Origin of the sequence: Pseudomonas sp. (genome assembly GCF_051660785.1) — a bacterium.
Lineage (GTDB): Bacteria > Pseudomonadota > Gammaproteobacteria > Pseudomonadales > Pseudomonadaceae > Aquipseudomonas.
In genome coordinates this window covers 1-18,127 of the sequence record NZ_JBOFQE010000024.1, presented here as the reverse complement: position 1 = coordinate 18,127, position 18,127 = coordinate 1, and the positions used below count along the sequence as shown (strand labels likewise).

Annotated in this window: 20 protein-coding genes; 10 read left to right on the top strand and 10 right to left on the bottom strand. The window is 59.9% G+C overall.

Features of this window, described 5'->3' with window-relative positions:
* Positions 1 to 14 precede the first annotated feature (14 nt).
* Together ACRC4F_RS06280 and ACRC4F_RS06275 are read left to right on the top strand one after the other, a co-directional pair.
* The gene (locus ACRC4F_RS06280) at positions 15 to 434 is read left to right on the top strand and encodes a BRO family protein (protein WP_438658564.1); all 420 of its coding nucleotides are present in this window, start codon (positions 15 to 17) and stop codon (positions 432 to 434) included.
* Entirely contained in the window at positions 427 to 840 is a 414-nt protein-coding gene (locus tag ACRC4F_RS06275; RefSeq protein WP_438658563.1) for a hypothetical protein, read from the top strand. The genes ACRC4F_RS06280 and ACRC4F_RS06275 overlap by 8 nt, the downstream gene beginning before the upstream one ends.
* A 206-nt stretch (positions 841 to 1,046) precedes the next feature.
* Here the strand turns inward: ACRC4F_RS06275 and ACRC4F_RS06270 are convergent, their stop codons facing one another.
* The 4 genes from ACRC4F_RS06270 to glyQ form a co-directional block, all read right to left on the bottom strand.
* Positions 1,047 to 1,826 (bottom strand): lysophospholipid acyltransferase family protein, encoded by a 780-nt coding sequence (locus ACRC4F_RS06270; protein WP_438658562.1) that lies wholly within the window; start codon positions 1,824 to 1,826, stop codon positions 1,047 to 1,049.
* An 82-nt stretch (positions 1,827 to 1,908) separates the two neighbouring features.
* Positions 1,909 to 2,448, bottom strand: coding sequence for a D-glycero-beta-D-manno-heptose 1,7-bisphosphate 7-phosphatase (gene gmhB, locus ACRC4F_RS06265; RefSeq protein ID WP_438658580.1), 540 nt, complete (start codon positions 2,446 to 2,448; stop codon positions 1,909 to 1,911).
* A gap of 4 nt (positions 2,449 to 2,452) precedes the next feature.
* The gene (gene glyS, locus ACRC4F_RS06260; protein WP_438658561.1) at positions 2,453 to 4,507 is read right to left on the bottom strand and encodes a glycine--tRNA ligase subunit beta; all 2,055 of its coding nucleotides are present in this window, start codon (positions 4,505 to 4,507) and stop codon (positions 2,453 to 2,455) included.
* The gene (gene glyQ / locus ACRC4F_RS06255) at positions 4,504 to 5,457 is read right to left on the bottom strand and encodes a glycine--tRNA ligase subunit alpha (protein ID WP_008155694.1); all 954 of its coding nucleotides are present in this window, start codon (positions 5,455 to 5,457) and stop codon (positions 4,504 to 4,506) included. The genes glyS and glyQ overlap by 4 nt, the downstream gene beginning before the upstream one ends.
* A gap of 81 nt (positions 5,458 to 5,538) precedes the next feature.
* Between glyQ and tag the strand changes: the two genes are divergently transcribed.
* The 3 genes from tag (at position 5,539) to ACRC4F_RS06240 (ending at position 7,336) form a co-directional block, all read left to right on the top strand.
* On the top strand, positions 5,539 to 6,096 hold the full coding sequence (tag, locus tag ACRC4F_RS06250) for a DNA-3-methyladenine glycosylase I (RefSeq protein WP_438658560.1): 558 nt from the start codon (positions 5,539 to 5,541) through the stop codon (positions 6,094 to 6,096).
* A 40-nt stretch (positions 6,097 to 6,136) separates the two neighbouring features.
* Positions 6,137 to 7,024: a lysophospholipid acyltransferase gene (locus ACRC4F_RS06245; RefSeq protein WP_438658559.1), complete on the top strand. Its 888-nt coding sequence runs from the start codon at positions 6,137 to 6,139 to the stop codon at positions 7,022 to 7,024.
* Between the two features lie 72 nt (positions 7,025 to 7,096).
* Positions 7,097 to 7,336: a PilZ domain-containing protein gene (locus ACRC4F_RS06240; protein WP_438658558.1), complete on the top strand. Its 240-nt coding sequence runs from the start codon at positions 7,097 to 7,099 to the stop codon at positions 7,334 to 7,336.
* Here the strand turns inward: ACRC4F_RS06240 and ACRC4F_RS06235 are convergent, their stop codons facing one another.
* The 5 genes from ACRC4F_RS06235 to def form a co-directional block, all read right to left on the bottom strand.
* The gene (locus ACRC4F_RS06235) at positions 7,337 to 7,651 is read right to left on the bottom strand and encodes a tetratricopeptide repeat protein (RefSeq protein ID WP_438658557.1); all 315 of its coding nucleotides are present in this window, start codon (positions 7,649 to 7,651) and stop codon (positions 7,337 to 7,339) included.
* A gap of 172 nt (positions 7,652 to 7,823) precedes the next feature.
* Positions 7,824 to 9,197, bottom strand: a complete 1,374-nt coding sequence (gene trkA, locus ACRC4F_RS06230) for a Trk system potassium transporter TrkA (RefSeq protein WP_438658556.1) — start codon at positions 9,195 to 9,197, stop codon at positions 7,824 to 7,826.
* 22 nt (positions 9,198 to 9,219) lie between these two features.
* The gene (gene rsmB, locus ACRC4F_RS06225) at positions 9,220 to 10,530 is read right to left on the bottom strand and encodes a 16S rRNA (cytosine(967)-C(5))-methyltransferase RsmB (protein ID WP_438658555.1); all 1,311 of its coding nucleotides are present in this window, start codon (positions 10,528 to 10,530) and stop codon (positions 9,220 to 9,222) included.
* Positions 10,527 to 11,486, bottom strand: coding sequence for a methionyl-tRNA formyltransferase (gene fmt, locus ACRC4F_RS06220; protein WP_438658554.1), 960 nt, complete (start codon positions 11,484 to 11,486; stop codon positions 10,527 to 10,529). Before fmt ends, rsmB begins: the two co-directional genes overlap by 4 nt.
* A gap of 57 nt (positions 11,487 to 11,543) precedes the next feature.
* Positions 11,544 to 12,050 carry a peptide deformylase gene (gene def / locus ACRC4F_RS06215; protein ID WP_438658553.1) on the bottom strand — a complete coding sequence of 169 codons (507 nt, stop codon included), beginning with the start codon at positions 12,048 to 12,050 and terminating at the stop codon, positions 11,544 to 11,546.
* A 167-nt stretch (positions 12,051 to 12,217) separates the two neighbouring features.
* Between def and ACRC4F_RS06210 the strand changes: the two genes are divergently transcribed.
* The 3 genes from ACRC4F_RS06210 (at position 12,218) to ACRC4F_RS06200 (ending at position 15,039) form a co-directional block, all read left to right on the top strand.
* Complete coding sequence (locus ACRC4F_RS06210) at positions 12,218 to 13,243, top strand: LysM peptidoglycan-binding domain-containing protein (RefSeq protein ID WP_438658552.1); 1,026 nt, start codon at positions 12,218 to 12,220, stop codon at positions 13,241 to 13,243.
* 80 nt (positions 13,244 to 13,323) lie between these two features.
* Entirely contained in the window at positions 13,324 to 14,427 is a 1,104-nt protein-coding gene (dprA, locus tag ACRC4F_RS06205) for a DNA-processing protein DprA (protein WP_438658551.1), read from the top strand.
* 54 nt (positions 14,428 to 14,481) lie between these two features.
* Positions 14,482 to 15,039, top strand: coding sequence for an L-threonylcarbamoyladenylate synthase (locus tag ACRC4F_RS06200; protein WP_438658550.1), 558 nt, complete (start codon positions 14,482 to 14,484; stop codon positions 15,037 to 15,039).
* 116 nt (positions 15,040 to 15,155) lie between these two features.
* On the opposite strand, the gene ACRC4F_RS06195 is transcribed toward ACRC4F_RS06200, so the two are convergent.
* The gene (locus ACRC4F_RS06195) at positions 15,156 to 16,133 is read right to left on the bottom strand and encodes an NADPH:quinone reductase (protein ID WP_438658549.1); all 978 of its coding nucleotides are present in this window, start codon (positions 16,131 to 16,133) and stop codon (positions 15,156 to 15,158) included.
* 163 nt (positions 16,134 to 16,296) lie between these two features.
* Here ACRC4F_RS06195 and hemF point away from each other — a divergent pair, with 163 nt between their 5' ends.
* Both hemF and aroE read left to right on the top strand, forming a co-directional pair.
* Positions 16,297 to 17,211: an oxygen-dependent coproporphyrinogen oxidase gene (gene hemF, locus ACRC4F_RS06190; protein WP_438658548.1), complete on the top strand. Its 915-nt coding sequence runs from the start codon at positions 16,297 to 16,299 to the stop codon at positions 17,209 to 17,211.
* Positions 17,212 to 17,224: 13 nt separating this feature from the next.
* Positions 17,225 to 18,046: a shikimate dehydrogenase gene (aroE, locus tag ACRC4F_RS06185; RefSeq protein WP_438658547.1), complete on the top strand. Its 822-nt coding sequence runs from the start codon at positions 17,225 to 17,227 to the stop codon at positions 18,044 to 18,046.
* Positions 18,047 to 18,127: the final 81 nt, after the last annotated feature.

Here is an 18,127-nt window from a genome sequence, read left to right as displayed (position 1 = left end):
GAGGGATGAGAATAATGGACGAGCAATACCAGTCTTTTGAAACGCAAAAGCAGATCGACGAGCAAGGAGCGGAATATTGGTCTGCGAGAAACCTTTCAAAACTGCTCGATTATTCTGAATATCGCCATTTTCAGTCTGTTTTGAATAGAGCCAAAGAGGCTTGTTCGAACAGCGGTCAGACTATTCTGGACCATTTCGAGGATGTGCTCGTGATGGTCAGGATAGGTTCAGGGGCTCAAAGGGAGCTGCGGGATGTAATGCTTTCGCGCTACGCCTGCTATCTGGTTGTCCAGAACGGTGATCCGTCCAAGCCAATTATTGCTGCTGGTCAAACGTACTTCGCCATCCAGACACGTCGGCAGGAGCTTGCCGATGACACTACCTTCCAGCAACTGAAGGAAGATCAGAAGCGCTTACTGCTGCGCAATGAATAACAACCAGCTTGTGGAGGTTGCGCAGCAAGCAGGTGTGGAAACCGGACTAGACTTCGCAATTTTTCTAAACCATGGATATCAGGGGCTCTATGGGGGGCTTGATCAAAAAGCTATCCACAGGCGTAAAGATCTCAAGAGAAGCCAGAAGATTCTTGATCATATGGGTTCTACTGAATTAGCGGCCAATCTGTTCCGTGCTACACAAGCTGAAGAAAAGCTTCGTCGCGATGACGTCAAGAACAAGCAGCACGCAAATCAAGTTCACTTAGAAGTTGGTAAGAAGGTCCGCGAAACCATCGCAGATTTGGGAGGCACCATGCCGGAGGATCTCCCCACCCCCGAAAATAGCATCAAGCAAATAGCGTCCGCTTTGAAAAAGCTGCAGAACAAGCCCTCTACGGAATGAGCGGTATCCTTGTTTTAGTCTTTAGTGCACCGCAAATCCCAGGCATAAAAAAACCGGCTATATCAGCCGGTTTTTTTGCGCCCGAAAAAAACTTATGCACCATTTCCCGCGTTTTATGTGTTTAAGAAATATGTATATAAATCATAAAGATATGATCATAAATCCATAGTTTTCAGTAAAACGGTACACAGGTTATCCACAGAATCTCAGACAGCGACCTGATCGTTCGCAGAGGGTGCAGCCGGAGCTGCCGGCAGCGAACCCATTTCCCTTTGCATTTGCTCGTTCCAGCTCTGCACCCGGTCATTCAGGTCGGCAATGGCGCGCGGCCCACTGCCCACGGCGTACATCGGTTTTCCGATGATCACGGTGATGACGCCTTGCTTCTTCGCCCAACCGGTTTTCGGCCAGAACTTGCCAGCATTGTGCGCAATCGGCAGGACTGGAAGTGCTGCGTTGACCGCCAACGCGGTGCCACCGCGGGAAAACTTGCCGATGGTGCCATAAGGAACGCGAGTCCCTTCGGGGAAGATCAGCACCCAGACGCCATCCTTCAGCAGTTCATCGCCTTTCTTCGCCACATGCTTGAGCGCGGCTTTCGGATTGTCACGGTCGATGGCGATCGGTCGCAGCATGGCCATGGCCCAGCCGAAGAACGGCACATACAGCAAGGAGCGCTTGAGCACCTGGCTCAACGGCTCGAAGTAAGCGGAGAGGAAGAATGTTTCCCAGGTGCTCTGGTGGTTCGACTGAATCACGCAAGGCTGGTCAGGCACGTTCTCGGCGCCCTTCACTTCGTAGCGGATGCCGAGGAACACTTTGCTCAGCCACAAGGCGCAACGGCACCAATATACGTTGATGAAGCGATAGCGCGCCTTGAAGGGCAGGAACGGCGCGATAAAAAAGCTCAGGCTGCACCAAAGCAAGGAGCTGGTGCCCAGCAACAGATAAAAGAGGAACGTTCTGATGGCCTGCAGTATCGACATGGCGACGTTTACCGTGCGGGCTCTGCCCGTCTATATAAAGCGCACTCCCGATCAATCCTTGGTCAGGAAATTCGAAAGCACTCTAATTGTGGATAAGTTCTGCGGCAATCGCCGCCAGATCGTCAAATATCAAGGTGCCTACCGGTAGGGTCTTGCCCAAAGTCTTTTCGCCTTTCCCGGTCCTTACTAAAACTGGCTGAGAATCGACGGCTTTTGCGGCTTCCAGGTCACCAAGACTGTCGCCGACGAACCATAGATCAGTCAGCAATACGTTGTAATGCGCGGCGATGGTTTTCAACATCCCGGGTTTTGGCTTGCGGCAATCGCAGCCGTCGTCCGGCCCGTGCGGGCAGTAGACGATCAGCCCGACCTCGCCGCCCTGCTCCGCCACTAGCGAGCGCAAGCGCTCGTGCATGGCGTCCAGGGTCGCGATGTCGTAATAGCCGCGAGCAATGCCCGACTGGTTGGTAGCCACAGCTACCGTCCAGCCGGCCTTGCTCAACTGCGCGATGGCTTCGATCGAACCGGGGAGCGGAATCCACTCCTCCACCGACTTGATGTAAGCGTCGGAGTCGAAATTGATCACCCCGTCCCGATCGAGAATCAGCAGTTTCAACAGCAGTCCCTCAGCCCAGCATCGAAATGTCGGCAACGCCGAGGAACAGCCCACGCAGGCGCGCCAGCAATGCATAACGGTTGGCGCGGACCTTGGCGTCTTCAGCGTTGACCATCACCGCTTCGAAGAACGCATCCACCGGCTCGCGCAAGGCAGCCAGACGTGCCAGCGATTCGCTGTACTGACGCGCCGCAGCCATCGGCTGGACAGCCTGGTCAGCCTGCTGGATCGCCGAGTACAGGGAGAACTCGTTGGCATTGTCGAAGTACTTGGCTTCCACGACCGAAGGAACGGAGCCTTCGACCTTGCTCAGCAAGTTCGAAACGCGCTTGTTCACCGCAGCCAGGGCAGCGGCTTCCGGCAGTTTGCGGAACGCTTCTACCGCTTGAACGCGCTGATCGAAGTCCAGCGCCGAACCCGGCTTCAGTGCACGAACCGACAGGTAAGTCCCGACATCCACGCCTTCGTCTTCGTAACGCGCACGCAGGCGGTCGAAGATGAACTCCAGCACCGAGTCGTTGAGGCCGGCAACCTTGACCTTGGTACCGAACGCATTCACGGCAAACGCCACGGCGTCGTTCAGGTCGAGGTCGAGCTTCTTGTCGATAAGGATGCGCAACACGCCGAGTGCCGCACGACGCAGGGCATACGGGTCTTTGCTGCCAGTAGGCAACATGCCGATACCGAAAATGCCCACCAGCGTGTCGAGCTTGTCGGCGATGGCCACGGCCGCACCGGTCAGGGTGGTCGGCAGTTCAGCACCGGCACCGCGCGGCATGTACTGCTCGTTCAGCGCCAGGGCAACTTCTTCCGGCTCGCCATCGTTGAGGGCGTAGTAGTAACCGGCGACACCTTGCATCTCCGGGAACTCACCGACCATCTCGGTTGCCAGGTCGCACTTGGACAGCAGGCCGGCACGGGAGGCCCAGGCAGCGTTACCGCCAATGCGTTGAGCGATGAACGCAGCCAGTTTGGAAACGCGCTCGGCCTTGTCGTAGACGCTGCCGAGTTTTTCCTGGAACACCACGTTCTGCAGGCGCAGGTTGAAGTCTTCGAGTTTTTGCTTTTTGTCTTGCTTGAAGAAGAACTCGGCGTCGGTCAGGCGTGGGCGAACCACTTTCTCGTTACCGGCGATGATCTGCTGCGGGTCTTTGCTTTCGATGTTGGCCACGGTGATGAAACGTGGCAGCAACTTGCCGTCGGCATCCAGCAGGCAAAAGTACTTCTGGTTGTCCTGCATGGTGGTGATCAGGGCTTCTTGCGGCACATCAAGGAAGCGTTCCTCGAACGAGCACACCAGCGGCACCGGCCATTCAACCAGCGCGGTCACTTCATCGAGCAGGGATGGAGGAACGATGGCAGTACCTTCCTGCATCGTTGCCAGCTCTTCGGTGCGCTTGCTGATCAGCTCGCGACGCTCGTTGGCATCGGCCAATACGTAAGCGGCACGCAGGTCGCTCAGGTAATTGGCCGGCGAAGTGATGCGTACGCTTTCCGGATGATGGAAGCGGTGACCACGGGAATCACGGCCGGACTTCTGGGCGAGGATCGTGCAATCGATGACCTGGTCACCGAGCAGCATCACCAGCCACTGGGTCGGACGAACGAATTCTTCCTTGCGAGCGCCCCAGCGCATGCGCTTCGGGATCGGCAGGTCGTTCAGCGAGTCTTCGACGATGGTTGGCAGCAGGCTCGCAGTCGGCTTGCCGGCGATGCTTTGGCTGTAACGCAGTTTCGGACCGCTCTGATCGATTTCGCTCAGGTCGACGCCGCACTTCTTGGCAAAACCCAGGGCTGCTTGAGTCGGGTTGCCTTCAGCATCGAACGCGGCCTGACGCGGTGGGCCGTCGAGGTTGATGCTGCGATCCGGCTGATGGGTCGACAGCGAAGTGATCAGCACCGCCAGGCGACGTGGCGCGGCGTAGACGGTTTTGGTCTCGTAGTTCAGGCCAGCGGCTTGCAGGCCCTTGTCGATACCGGCCAGGAACGCGTCGGCCAAAGTGTTCAGGGCTTTGGGTGGCAGTTCTTCGGTGCCCAGTTCAACCAGAAAATCTTGAGCACTCATTGTGCAGCCTCCAGCTTGGCCAGTACTTCATCACGCAGGTCCGGGGTCGCCATCGGGAAGCCCAGCTTGGCGCGGGCCAGCAGGTAGGCTTGCGCAACGGAACGCGCCAGGGTGCGTACGCGCAGGATGTATTGCTGACGCGCGGTCACCGAGATTGCCCGGCGCGCATCCAGCAGGTTGAAGGTATGGGAGGCCTTCAACACCATTTCGTAGCTTGGCAACGGCAGTGGCTGGTCGAGTTCGATCAGGCGCTTGGCTTCGCTTTCATAGAAGTCGAACAGTTCGAAAAGCTTCTCGACGTTGGCGTGTTCGAAGTTGTAGGTCGACTGCTCCACTTCGTTCTGGTGGAACACGTCGCCGTAGGTGACCTTGCCCATCGGGCCGTCAGCCCAGACCAGGTCGTAGACCGAGTCCACGCCTTGCAGGTACATGGCCAGACGCTCGAGACCGTAAGTGATCTCGCCGGTCACCGGGTAGCACTCGATGCCGCCCGCTTGCTGGAAGTAAGTGAACTGCGTCACTTCCATGCCGTTGAGCCAGACTTCCCAGCCCAGACCCCAGGCGCCCAGCGTTGGCGACTCCCAGTTGTCTTCGACGAAGCGGATGTCGTGGACCAGCGGGTCCAGGCCGACGTGCTTCAGGGAGCCCAGGTACAGTTCCTGGAAGTTGTCCGGGTTCGGCTTCAGGACCACCTGGAACTGGTAGTAGTGCTGCAGACGGTTCGGGTTTTCGCCGTAGCGGCCGTCAGTCGGGCGACGACTGGGCTGCACATAAGCGGCGTTCCAGGTTTCCGGGCCAATGGCGCGCAGGAATGTAGCGGTGTGGAAAGTGCCGGCGCCTACTTCCATATCGTAGGGCTGAAGTACCACACAACCTTGCTCGGCCCAGTATTGCTGGAGGGCGAGGATCAAGTCTTGGAAGGTACGCACGGCTGGCGTAGGCTGGCTCACGAAATTCACCTGTTTCTTGGGCTGCGATTTAAAGAGCGGGAGTATACCCGATTCGGTCCTGCGCACGCCCCCTGGAGCCTTATGCCACGCTGCTTTTGGTGTTCCGAAGATCCGCTGTACATGGCTTATCACGATCAGGAGTGGGGCACGCCGCTACGCGATGCGCAGGGTTTGTTCGAGTTGCTTTTGCTCGAAGGGTTCCAGGCCGGCCTTTCCTGGATCACCGTGCTGCGCAAACGTGAGCGATATCGCGAGGTATTGTTCGGCTTCGACGTACAGCGAGTGGCGCAGATGAGCGACGCGGAAATCGATGAATTGATGCTCGATCCGGGCATCATCCGCAACCGCCTCAAACTCAACGCGGCCCGTCGCAACGCCCAGGCCTGGCTGGCGCTGGAGGACCCGGTTGAGTTTCTCTGGTCCTTCGTCGGCGGCACACCTGTGATCAATCATTTCAAGGATCGCACCGAGGTGCCGGCGGTCACGCCGGTCGCGGTGGAGATGAGCAAAGGTTTGAAAAAGGCCGGCTTCACGTTCGTCGGTCCGACCATTTGTTACGCGCTGATGCAGGCCTCGGGCATGGTCATGGATCACACGCAAGACTGCGACCGCTACGCTCAGCTCGCCAACGGCGGTTAGAATGGCCGCCTCGCGCACAGCACAAGATCAGGAGTGACCTGTGGATAAGTTTAAAGGCGCCTTGCTGGTAGGCGCTCTGCGGCTGTTTGCCCTGCTCCCGTGGCGGGCAGTGCAGGCCGTGGGCTCGGCCATCGGCTGGGTCATGTGGAAAACCCCCAACCGTTCCCGTGATGTGGTGCGGATCAACCTCGCCAAGTGCTTTCCGCAGATGGACCCGGCTGAACGTGAGCGTCTGGTCGGCCAGAGCCTGCGGGACATCGGCAAGTCCCTGACCGAAAGCGCCTGCGCATGGATCTGGCCTGCCCAGCGTTCCATCGACCTGGTGCGTGAAGTCGAAGGGCTCGACGTGCTGAAGGACGCCCTCGCCTCCGGCAAAGGTGTGGTCGGTATCACCAGCCACCTGGGCAATTGGGAAGTGTTGAACCACTTCTATTGCAACCAGTGCAAACCGATCATCTTCTATCGTCCGCCAAAGCTGAAAGCTGTGGATGATTTGCTGCGCAAGCAGCGGGTTCAATTAGGTAACCGCGTGGCCGCCTCCACCAAGGAAGGCATCCTCAGCGTTATCAAGGAAGTGCGCAAAGGTGGTGCAGTGGGCATTCCCGCTGACCCGGAACCGGCCGAATCCGCCGGGATCTTCGTGCCGTTCTTCGCCACCCAGGCGCTGACCAGCAAGTTCGTACCGAATATGCTTGCCGGCGGTAAAGCGGTCGGCGTGTTCCTGCATGCGCTGCGGCTGCCGGATGGTTCGGGGTACAAAGTGATCCTCGAAGCCGCGCCGGAGGCCATGTACAGCACTGATACCGAAACGTCCTGCGCGGCCATGAGCCAGGTGGTCGAGCGTTATGTGCGGGCCTATCCGAGCCAATACATGTGGAGCATGAAGCGCTTCAAGAAGCGGCCACCGGGTGAAGAGCGTTGGTATTGAGTTGATTGGCATGATCTGTGGATAACCTTGAACCCAGGGTTATCCACAACGGTTCATACAAGGGCGCAAAAGATGTCCGAACACCGCAAATCGTTTCGCATCAAGATCACTCACGAAAGCTTCGGCGAATGCCTCGGCCAGACCCGCAACCTCTCGGCCACGGGCGTCTACGTCAAGCATCCGGGCTTGTCGTCGTTGCCTAAAGGCGCGGTGGTGTATGGACAGGTGCAGGACTTACCCACAGGCGCGCCGCGAGTGCCCATGGAAGTAGTGCTGGTGGATGCCGATGGCATTGGCCTTCGCTACCTCTGATCAGTGCGCCTGACGCTCAAGCTTTTTCAAAAACACCGTCATCTCCTTCTCTGCCTGCTTGTCACCATGGGCGCGGGCGGCTTCCAGGCCCTGCTCCCACGCGTGACGCGCAGCCGCAAAGTCTGCCAGCGCCAGATGGGCCTTGCCTAACAGCTTCCAGGCTGCCGAATACTTCGGATCGAACTCGACGCAACGCTGGAAATGCTCGGCGGCCTTGGCGTTTTCCCCGAGATCCAGATAACCCTTGCCCAGGCCGAAGCGCAGCAATGAGTTATCCACACCCTTGGCGAGCATTTTTTCCAGGGATTCGAGCATTAGTGGATTCCTTATTCGGGTGTGTCAGGGGGGGATCTGTTTTTGTGAGACCGCTATCGCGAGCAGGCTCGCTCCCACAGTTGATCTTCGGTGAACACAGAAGTTGTGTACGGCAGAAATCCATTGTGGGAGCGAGCTTGCTCGCGATGGGGCCGGACCAGCCGACGCAAATTTAGAAGAAGCTCAACCCCACATGGAACAGCTTCTCCACATCCCGAATATGCTTTTTATCCACAAGGAACAAAATCACATGGTCGCCCGCCGCGATCACCGTGTCGTCATGCGCAATGATCACTTCTTCATCACGAATGATCGCGCCAATCGTGGTACCCGGCGGCAACCCGATGTTCTCGATGGACTTGCCAATCACCTTGCTCGACTTCGCATCGCCATGGGCAATCGCCTCAATGGCCTCCGCAGCGCCGCGGCGCAACGAGTGCACGCTGACGATATCGCCACGCCGCACGTGGGCCAGCAAGGTGCCGATGGTCGCCAGTTGCGGGCTGATGGCGATGTCGATATCGCCGCCCTGGATCAAATCCACGTAAGCCGGGTTGTTGATGATCGTCATCACCTTCTTCGCGCCCAGGCGCTTGGCCAGCAGCGAGGACATGATGTTGGCTTCGTCATCGTTGGTCAGGGCCAGGAAAATGTCGGCGTCGGCGATGTTCTCTTCCATCAGCAAGTCGCGGTCGGAGGCGCTGCCCTGCAACACCACGGTGCTGTCGAGGGTGTCCGAGAGATGGCGGCAGCGGGCCGGGTTCATCTCGATGATCTTCACCTGATAACGGCTTTCGATCGCTTCGGCCAGACGCTCACCGATCTGCCCGCCACCGGCGATGACGATGCGCTTGTAGGTTTCATCCAGGCGGCGCATTTCGCTCATCACCGCGCGAATATTCGCCTTGGCGGCGATGAAAAATACTTCGTCGTCAGCCTCGATCACCGTATCGCCCTGGGGCAGGATCGGCCGGTCACGACGGAAAATCGCGGCAACCCGGGTTTCTACGTTGGGCATGTGTTCACGCAACTGGCGCAATTGCTGACCCACCAACGGTCCGCCGTAGTACGCCTTGACCGCCACCAGTTGCGCTTTGCCTTCGGCGAAGTCGATCACCTGCAAGGCGCCCGGATGCTGAATCAGGCGCTTGATGTAATTGGTCACAACCTGTTCCGGGCTGATCAGCACGTCCACCGGAATTGCTTCGTTATCGAACAGCTCGGAGCGCGTCAGGTAAGCGGCTTCGCGGACCCGGGCGATCTTGGTCGGGGTGTGGAACAGGGTATGGGCGACCTGACAGGCGACCATGTTGGTTTCGTCACTGTTGGTCACCGCCACCAGCATGTCGGCGTCATCCGCGCCGGCCTGACGCAGTACGGTCGGCAACGATCCGCGGCCCTGCACGGTGCGGATGTCCAGACGATCGCCGAGGTCGCGCAGGCGTTCGCCGTCGGTGTCGACCACGGTAATGTCGTTGGCCTCGCTGGCCAGATGTTCTGCCAGCGAACCGCCGACCTGCCCTGCGCCGAGGATGATGATTTTCATCCAGTCACTCCCTTAAAACCCATTAACCGCGCGCGGCGGCGATCTTGATCAGCTTGGCGTAGTAGAACCCGTCATGGCCGCCTTCCTGGGCCAGTAACTGGCGACCGTGAGGTTGCTTGATACCGGCCGCCGTGGCGAGGTCCAATTCACGAGCGCCCGGCGTGCGAGCGAGGAAGGCTTCGATGACTTCGGTGTTCTCGGTCGGCAGCGTGGAGCAAGTGGCGTAAAGCAAGATGCCGCCGACGTCCAAGGTTATCCACATCGCATCGAGCAACTCGCCCTGAAGCACCGCCAGTGCGGCGATGTCATCCGGTTGGCGAGTCAGCTTGATGTCCGGGTGACGACGGATCACGCCGGTGGCCGAGCACGGTGCATCGAGCAGGATGCGCTGAAACGGTTTGCCATCCCACCAAGTCGCGGTGTCGCGGCCGTCGGCGGCAATCAGTTCGGCGCTAAGGCCCAGGCGTGCGAGGTTCTCACGCACGCGCACCAGACGTTTGGCTTCCAGGTCCACCGCCACGACGCCCGCCAGTTTGGGCTCGGCTTCGAGGATGTGGCAGGTCTTGCCGCCCGGTGCGCAGCAGGCATCGAGCACCCGCTGGCCCGGCGCCAGGTCGAGCAGGTCGGCGGCCAGTTGCGCCGCTTCGTCCTGCACGCTGATCCAGCCTTCGGCGAAACCCGGCAGGCTGCGCACGTCGGACGCGGCTTCGAGGATGATGCCGTCCTGACTGTAAACGCATGGCGTGGCGGCGATGCCAGCCTCAGTCAGCAAGCCGAGATACGCATCACGGGTGTGATGACGACGGTTGACCCGCAGAATCATCGGCGGATGCGCGTTGTTCGCCGCGCAAATGGCTTCCCACTGCTCAGGCCAGAACGCCTTGAGGGATTTTTGCAGCCAGCGCGGATGCGCGGTGCGCACCACCGGGTCGTGTTCCAACTCGGCCAGCAGCGCTTCGCTTTCTCGTTGGGCGCGGCGCAAAACAGCGTTGAGCAAGGCTTTGGCCCAGGGCTTTTTCAGCTTGTCGGCGCAACCGACGGTTTCGCCGATGGCGGCGTGGGCCGGGACGCGGGTGTAGAGCAATTGATAGAGGCCGACCAGCAACAGCGCCTCGACATCGGCGTCCGCTGCCTTGAATGGCTTCTGCAACAACTTGGCCGCCAGCGCCGACAGACGTGGCTGCCAGCGCGCGGTGCCAAACGCCAGGTCCTGAGTGAAGCCGCGATCACGGTCTTCAACCTTGTCCATTTGAGTCGGCAGAGAACTGTTGAGTGAGGCTTTTCCGTTAAGAACAGCGGCGAGTGCCTTGGCGGCGGCCAGACGTGGATTCATTGAGCGTCCGCCGCTTGACCGAGGATCGTGCCGAGGGCGAATTTCTCACGACGGCTGTTGAACAAGTCGCTGAAGTTCAGCGCCTTGCCGCCGGGCAATTGCAGACGGGTCAGGCACAGCGCCTGCTCACCGCAAGCGACGATCAACCCGTCCTTGCTGGCGCTGATGATCTGGCCCGGTGCGCCCTGCCCCTCGGCGAGGCTCGCGGCCAGCACCTTCAGCGCTTCGCCGTTCAGCGTGCTGTGGCAGATAGGCCACGGATTGAAGGCGCGGACCAGGCGTTCCAGCTCAATGGCCGGACGGCTCCAGTCGATGCGCGCTTCCTCCTTGTTCAATTTGTGAGCGTAGGTGGCGAGGCTGTCGTCCTGCACTTCGCCTTCCAGTGTGCCGGCCGCGAGGCCGGCAATCGCCTGAATCACGGCCGGTGGGCCCATTTCTGCCAGACGGTCGTGAAGGCTGCCGCCAGTGTCTTCGGCGGTGATTGGCGTGGTGACTTTCAGCAGCATCGGACCGGTGTCGAGGCCCAGTTCCATGCGCATCACGGTCACGCCGCTTTCGCTGTCGCCCGCTTCGACGGCACGCTGGATCGGCGCCGCTCCGCGCCAGCGTGGCAGCAACGAGGCGTGGCTGTTGATGCAACCCAGGCGCGGAATATCCAGCACCGCTTGAGGCAGGATCAGGCCGTAGGCGACCACTACCAGCAAGTCCGGTTTCAGTGCAGCCATTTCAGCCTGTGCGTCTTCGTTGCGCAGGGTCGGCGGCTGCAACACCGGGATATTGTTTTCCAATGCGAGTTGCTTGACCGGGCTCGGCATCAGCTTTTGCCCACGGCCCGCCGGACGGTCCGGCTGGGTGTAGACCGCGACGATCTCGTAAGGGCTGGCGAGCAGGGCCTTGAGGTGTTCGGCGGCGAATTCCGGGGTGCCGGCAAAGACGATGCGCAGTGGCTCAGTCATGGGAGCAATCTCTGAAAAGAAAAAGGCTTGCCGCAGCAAGCCTTTGAAAGAAGGGCATCAAGCGTTCTGGCGATGGAGCTTTTCCAGTTTCTTCTTGATTCGGTCGCGTTTGAGGTTGGACAGGTAGTCGACGAACAATTTGCCATTGAGGTGGTCGCATTCGTGCTGGATGCACACGGCGAGCAAGCCTTCGGCGATCAGTTCGTAAGGCTTGCCGTCGCGGTCCAGGGCCTTGACCTTGACCTTCTGCGGGCGATCGACGTTTTCGTAGAACCCCGGCACCGAGAGGCAGCCTTCCTGGTATTGCTCCATCTCGTCGGTCAGCGGTTCGAACTCGGGGTTGATGAACACCCTTGGTTCTGTGCGGTCTTCGGAGAGGTCCATCACGACGATACGTTTGTGCACGTTGACCTGGGTCGCGGCGAGGCCGATGCCTGGCGCTTCATACATTGTTTCAAACATGTCATCGACCAACTGACGCACTTCGTCGTCCACTACGGCCACAGGTTTGGCGATAGTGCGCAGGCGCGAGTCGGGAAATTCGAGGATGTCTAAAATGGCCATAAGCTTAATTGCTGCACGTGTGAGGTAAAGTCGGGCGATGGCCTGGCGGGTCCGAAGATGCCGGCTACCGTTGTGAAGCGTAGCTCCCTTTTCTTTTCAGAAACGAGGAGCGAGCCACGAGGGCTCTGGCGTTTCACGCGAACGCACATAATAAAGGGATTCACCGCATGAGGAAATCACTACTCGCCTTGCTCCTTCTGGCCTCGGCCGGTTTGGCGCACGGGCAAGTGCAACTCAAGGAAGGTTTTCCACAGCAATACACAGTGGTGGCGGGTGACACACTCTGGGACATTTCCGGAAAATTCCTCCGGGAGCCGTGGAAGTGGCCGGAGCTGTGGCAGGCCAATCCACAGATCGAAAACCCCAATCTCATCTACCCCGGCGACTCGCTGTCGCTGGTCTACGTCAACGGCCAGCCACGCCTGACCCTCAATCGCGGGACTTCGCGTGGCACCATCAAGCTCTCGCCACGGGTGCACAGCTCGCCGGTAGCCGATGCGATCCCGAGCATTCCGTTGAAATCGATCAACAGCTTTTTGCTGAGCAATCGCATCGTCGACAAGGTCGAGGACTTCGATAAAGCGCCTTACATTGTCGCCGGCGATGCCGAACGCGTGCTGAGCGGCACCGGTGACCGCATTTTCGCCCGCGGCCATTTCGACCCTGATCAACCGGGTTACGGCATCTTCCGTCAGGGCAAGGTTTACACCGATCCCGACAGTAAAGAGTTTTTGGGGATCAATGCGGATGACATCGGCGGTGGCGAGATTGTGGCTACCGAAGGCGACGTCGCCACGTTGGCGCTGCAACGCACGACTCAGGAAGTCCGTCTAGGCGACCGTTTGTTCAGCGGTGAGGAGCGATCCATCAACTCGACTTTCATGCCCAGTGCGCCAAAAACCCAGGTCAATGGGTTGATCATCGATGTGCCGCGCGGCGTCACGCAGATTGGCGCAATGGATGTCGTCACGCTGAACAAGGGCCAGCGCGATGGCCTGGCCGAAGGCAATGTTCTGGTGGTGATGAAAACCGGTGAAACCGTGCGTGACCGGATTACCGGCCAACCGCTGAAAATTCCCGATGAGCGTGCTGGTTTGCTGATGGTTTTCCGCACCTACGACAAACTCAGTTACGGGCTGGTACTCCACGCTTCGCGCTCGCTGGCGGTCATGGACAAAGTGCGAAATCCGTAAGCAGGCTCCACAAGTTACCAACAGAGTTATCCACAGCTTATTCCCGTTTGTACGGGGCTCATAACGATCAAGGATGATCCATGTCGCTGTCTGCCGTCACACCGGTTTCCCCTGCGGAACTGGAAGCTCGTTTACGTCTGCACCGTTTGCCGGAGCTCGGTCCGGCGCGTTTCAAAAAATTGCTCGAAGCGTTCGGCTCGGCGTCCAAAGCCATCAGTGCACCGGCCAGTGCCTGGCGCTCGCTGGGCTTGCCCCTGGCGTGCGCCGAGGCGCGGCGCTCCGATCAAGTGCGCGATGGCGCGAGCCACGCATTGGCCTGGCTAGAGCGCCCGGGCCAGCATTTGCTGATGTGGGACCAGCCCGAATACCCGGCGTTGCTGGCAGAAATCAGTGATGCGCCGCCACTGTTATTTGTGGCGGGCGATCCGGGCATCCTGGAAAAACCGCAATTGGCGATGGTCGGCAGTCGTCGCGCTTCGCGGCCGGGCATGGACACCGCGGCTGCGTTTTCGCGCAGCCTGGCCAGCGCCGGTTTCGTCATCACCAGCGGTCTGGCGCTGGGCATTGATGCCGCCGCGCATCAAGCCGCCCTGGACGTCGGCGGGCGAACGGTCGGTGTACTTGGCACGGGACTTGAAAAGTTTTATCCACAGCGCAATCGGCGGCTGGCCGACGCCATGATTGCGTCGGGCAGCGCGGTGCTTTCCGAGTTCCCGCTGGACACCGGCCCCAGCGCCGGCAATTTCCCTCGGCGCAACCGGATCATCAGCGGATTATCCCTCGGCGTGTTGGTCGTCGAGGCGAGTGTCGCCAGCGGTTCATTGATCACGGCGAGGCTGGCGGCGGAACAAGGGCGCGAGGTCTACGCGATTCCAGGGTCGATCCATCACCCGGGGGCCAAGGGTTGTCATCAGTTGATCCGCGACGGGGCGATGTTGGTGGAAACCATCGAGCACATTCTCGAAGCCTTGCGCGGCTGGCAACGGTTGCCGTTATCCACAGAATCGCTGTCGGCGCCCACTCATCCACTGCTGATGTTGCTTCACGCCGCGCCCCACACCAGTGAAGCACTGTCAGTCAGCAGTGGCTGGGCCTTGTCCAAAGTGCTGGCAGCCCTGACGGAACTGGAAATGGATGGGCAGGCGGTGTGCGAAAACGGGCGCTGGTTTGCGCGGGTGAGCTAGGTTTTATAATGAAGATCGGTAAACTGCGCAGAGCCTTATTCCGGAGAGTTTTTCATGGTCAACAATTGGCGTGTGCAACAAGCCGCACAAGCCGTTCGCGCAGGGGCGGTGATTGCCTATCCAACCGAAGCGGTCTGGGGCCTGGGTTGCGATCCGTGGGACGAAGGCGCGGTTTCTCGTCTGCTGATGATCAAAGGCCGGTCCATGGAAAAGGGCCTGATTCTGGTGGCTGACAATATCCGTCAGTTCGACTTTCTGTTCGAAGACTTTCCCGAGCTGTGGATGGACCGCATGGCCAGTACCTGGCCGGGACCGAACACCTGGCTGGTGCCGCATCAGAATTTGTTGCCCCTGTGGATTACCGGCGCGCATGAAACCGTGGCGCTGCGGGTCAGCGATCATCCGTTGGTGCGGGATTTGTGCGCGGCGGTCGGGCCGTTGGTGTCGACCTCGGCTAACCCTCAAGGGCGCCCTGCGGCGCGCACGCGGATTCGCGTCGAGCAGTATTTTCGTGGGCAGGTGGATTACGTGTTGGGCGGTAACCTTGGCGGGCGCAAGAATCCGAGCGTGATTCGCGATCTCGCGACCGGGAACGTTATTCGCCCGGATTGAGACCGAGGTGTGCCCATCGCGAGCAGGCTCGCTCCCACATTTGATCTTCAGTGAACACAGATTTTGTGTTCGACACCGATCCACTGTGGGAGCGAGCCTGCTCGCGATGGCGTCCGTCAGGGCAACAAAACAGTCGAGCCAGTGGTACGCCGCGCCGTCAACTCGGTCTGCGCTTTCGCCGCTTCAGCCAACGGATATTTCTGGCTGATGTCCACCTTAAGCTTGCCGCTGATGATCATCTCAAACAGCTCATCCGCCATACGCTGCAGATTTTCCGCATTGTTTGCGTAAGTCGCGAGTGTCGGCCGGGTCACGTACAACGATCCCTTTGCCGACAATATCCCCAGGTTCACTCCGTCCACCGCGCCAGACGCATTGCCGAAGCTCACCACCAGACCCCGTGGTGCCGCGCTGTCGAGCGACGTCAGCCAGGTATCTTTGCCGACGCCGTCGTACACCACCGGGACTTTTTTGCCGTCGGTCAATTCCAGCACCCGTTGTGCGACGTTTTCGTGACTGTAGTCGATGGTCGCCCAGGCGCCGTTGGCTTTGGCCAGCGCGGCTTTCTCCGGTGAGCTGACCGTGCCGATCAACTTCACACCCAAGGCCTTGGCCCATTGGCAGGCCAGGGAGCCGACGCCACCGGCAGCGGCGTGGAACAGGATGGTTTCGCCACCCTTGAGTTCATAGGTCTGACGCAGCAGGTATTGCACGGTCAGGCCCTTGAGCATCACACCGGCAGCCTGTTCGAAACTGATGGCATCCGGCAGATGCACCAGATTGGCCTCCGGCAAAACGTGAACGTCACTGTAGGCGCCCAACGGGCCGCTGCCGTACGCCACGCGGTCGCCGACCTTGAACCGGGTTACTTCGCTGCCGACTGCCTCGACCACGCCCGCGCCTTCCGAGCCCACGCCCGATGGCAGGGCGGGCGGCGGATAAAGACCGCTGCGGTAGTAGGTGTCGATGAAGTTCAGGCCGACGGCCTTATTGGACACGCGAACTTGCTGCGGTCCAGGCTCGGCGGGTTGATAGTCGACATACTCGAGCACTTCGGGGCCGCCATGGGTGCGGAACTGGATGCGCTTTGCCATCAGAACTCTCCTTGGGTCATTTGCGAAGCTCCCTATCGGACTCCTAAGCTTGATCCTCGTCAACTGCGGCAGGCCTGTCTGCGATGTTATGCTACGCGCCCATTTGCGCCGGCCCCTGCTCCGATGGAGCGCCGCGTAGCTTTGCCCGATTCAAGGTGATGACATGACGACCCGCACCGAGGCCGTAAAAGCCTACCTGCTCGACCTGCAAGATCGCATTTGCGCTGCCCTGGAAGCTGAAGACGGTGGCACGCAATTCGTCGAAGACGCCTGGACCCGGCCCGCCGGCGGTGGCGGTCGTACGCGAGTGATCGAAAACGGCTCCATGATCGAAAAGGGCGGCGTCAACTTTTCCCACGTCTTTGGCAGCGGCCTCCCACCGTCCGCCAGCGCCCATCGCCCCGAGTTGGCCGGCCGTGGTTTCGAAGCCCTGGGCGTGTCGCTGGTGATTCATCCGCACAACCCTCATGTACCGACTTCCCACGCCAATGTGCGCTTTTTCATCGCTGAAAAAGAAGGCGAAGAAGCGGTCTGGTGGTTCGGCGGCGGTTTCGACCTGACCCCGTATTACGGCAATGAAGAAGACTGCGTGCACTGGCACCGCGTCGCCGAACAGGCCTGCGCGCCGTTCGGCCCGGACGTCTATCCGCGCTACAAAGCCTGGTGCGACAGCTACTTCCACATCAAGCATCGTCACGAGCCACGAGGCATCGGAGGTCTGTTTTTCGATGACTTGAACGAGTGGGACTTCGACACCAGCTTCGCGTTCATGCGCGCCATCGGTGACGCCTACATCGACGCCTACCTGCCGATCGTGCAGCGCCGCAAGAACGATGCGTTTACCGCCAAACAGCGCGAATTCCAGGAGTTCCGCCGTGGCCGCTACGTCGAGTTCAACCTGGTGTACGACCGTGGCACGTTGTTCGGCCTGCAATCGGGCGGGCGTACCGAGTCGATCCTCATGTCTCTGCCTCCGCAGGTGCGCTGGAGCTATGACTGGAAAGCCGAGCCGGGCAGCGAAGAAGCCCGCCTGACCGAATACTTCCTGCAAGACCGCGATTGGTTGGCCAAGGCCTGAACGAGGAGTTCTGATGGACCGTTATGTCGTATTCGGTAACCCGATTGGCCACAGCAAATCGCCGCTGATCCACCGTTTGTTTGCCGAGCAGACCGCTCAGCAACTGGATTACAGCACTTCGCTGGCACCACTCGACGACTTTTCTGAATTCGCCAAGGCGTTTTTCCTTGAAGGTCGCGGAGCGAATGTGACGGTGCCGTTCAAGGAAGAGGCGTATCGCCTGGCCGACAGCCTGACGGAGCGCGCACAGCGGGCCGGCGCGGTGAATACTTTGAGCAAACTCGCCGACGGCAGTCTGCTCGGTGACAACACCGACGGCGCCGGGTTGGTGCGCGACCTGACGGTCAACGCCGGTTTCAGCCTCAAGGGCAAACGTATCCTGCTGCTCGGTGCCGGCGGCGCGGTGCGGGGTGCGCTGGAGCCATTGCTGGCTGAGCAACCGGCGTCTCTGATCATCGCCAATCGCACCGTGGACAAAGCCGAGCTGCTGGCGGAATTGTTCGCCGACCTGGGGCCGGTGTCGGCCAGTGGTTTCGATTGGTTGCAGGAGTCGGTGGACCTGATCATCAACGCGACGTCGGCGAGCCTGTCGGGCGATGTTCCGCCGATTGCGAGCAGCTTGATCGAACCGGGCAAGACGGTGTGCTACGACATGATGTACGGCAAGGAGCCGACCTCGTTCTGCCGCTGGGCCAGTGAACACGGCGCGGCGGTGTCGATGGATGGCTTGGGAATGCTCGCTGAACAAGCGGCGGAAGCGTTCTACCTGTGGCGTGGTGTGCGGCCGGATACGGCGCCAGTACTGGCCGAGCTCCGCCGCCAACTGGCGCTATAACTCCTGTGGGAGCGAGCCTGCTCGCGATAGCGGTGTATCAGTCGATAGTGATGGCGACTGACACTCCGCTATCGCGAGCAG

Excerpts from the sequence above, each read along its gene's own strand:
- ACRC4F_RS06275 (WP_438658563.1), top strand. The coding sequence starts at position 427 with ATGAATAACAACCAGCTTGTGGAGGTTGCGCAGCAAGCAGGTGTGGAA.
- tag (WP_438658560.1), top strand. The coding sequence starts at position 5,539 with ATGCCACGCTGCTTTTGGTGTTCCGAAGATCCGCTGTACATGGCTTAT.
- trkA (WP_438658556.1), bottom strand. The coding sequence starts at position 9,197 with ATGAAAATCATCATCCTCGGCGCAGGGCAGGTCGGCGGTTCGCTGGCA.
- ACRC4F_RS06280 (WP_438658564.1), top strand. The coding sequence starts at position 15 with ATGGACGAGCAATACCAGTCTTTTGAAACGCAAAAGCAGATCGACGAG.
- ACRC4F_RS06210 (WP_438658552.1), top strand. The coding sequence starts at position 12,218 with ATGAGGAAATCACTACTCGCCTTGCTCCTTCTGGCCTCGGCCGGTTTG.
- ACRC4F_RS06235 (WP_438658557.1), bottom strand. The coding sequence starts at position 7,651 with ATGCTCGAATCCCTGGAAAAAATGCTCGCCAAGGGTGTGGATAACTCA.
- def (WP_438658553.1), bottom strand. The coding sequence starts at position 12,050 with ATGGCCATTTTAGACATCCTCGAATTTCCCGACTCGCGCCTGCGCACT.
- dprA (WP_438658551.1), top strand. The coding sequence starts at position 13,324 with ATGTCGCTGTCTGCCGTCACACCGGTTTCCCCTGCGGAACTGGAAGCT.
- ACRC4F_RS06240 (WP_438658558.1), top strand. The coding sequence starts at position 7,097 with ATGTCCGAACACCGCAAATCGTTTCGCATCAAGATCACTCACGAAAGC.
- rsmB (WP_438658555.1), bottom strand. The coding sequence starts at position 10,530 with ATGAATCCACGTCTGGCCGCCGCCAAGGCACTCGCCGCTGTTCTTAAC.
- ACRC4F_RS06200 (WP_438658550.1), top strand. The coding sequence starts at position 14,482 with ATGGTCAACAATTGGCGTGTGCAACAAGCCGCACAAGCCGTTCGCGCA.
- fmt (WP_438658554.1), bottom strand. The coding sequence starts at position 11,486 with ATGACTGAGCCACTGCGCATCGTCTTTGCCGGCACCCCGGAATTCGCC.
- aroE (WP_438658547.1), top strand. The coding sequence starts at position 17,225 with ATGGACCGTTATGTCGTATTCGGTAACCCGATTGGCCACAGCAAATCG.
- glyS (WP_438658561.1), bottom strand. The coding sequence starts at position 4,507 with ATGAGTGCTCAAGATTTTCTGGTTGAACTGGGCACCGAAGAACTGCCA.
- hemF (WP_438658548.1), top strand. The coding sequence starts at position 16,297 with ATGACGACCCGCACCGAGGCCGTAAAAGCCTACCTGCTCGACCTGCAA.
- ACRC4F_RS06270 (WP_438658562.1), bottom strand. The coding sequence starts at position 1,826 with ATGTCGATACTGCAGGCCATCAGAACGTTCCTCTTTTATCTGTTGCTG.
- ACRC4F_RS06195 (WP_438658549.1), bottom strand. The coding sequence starts at position 16,133 with ATGGCAAAGCGCATCCAGTTCCGCACCCATGGCGGCCCCGAAGTGCTC.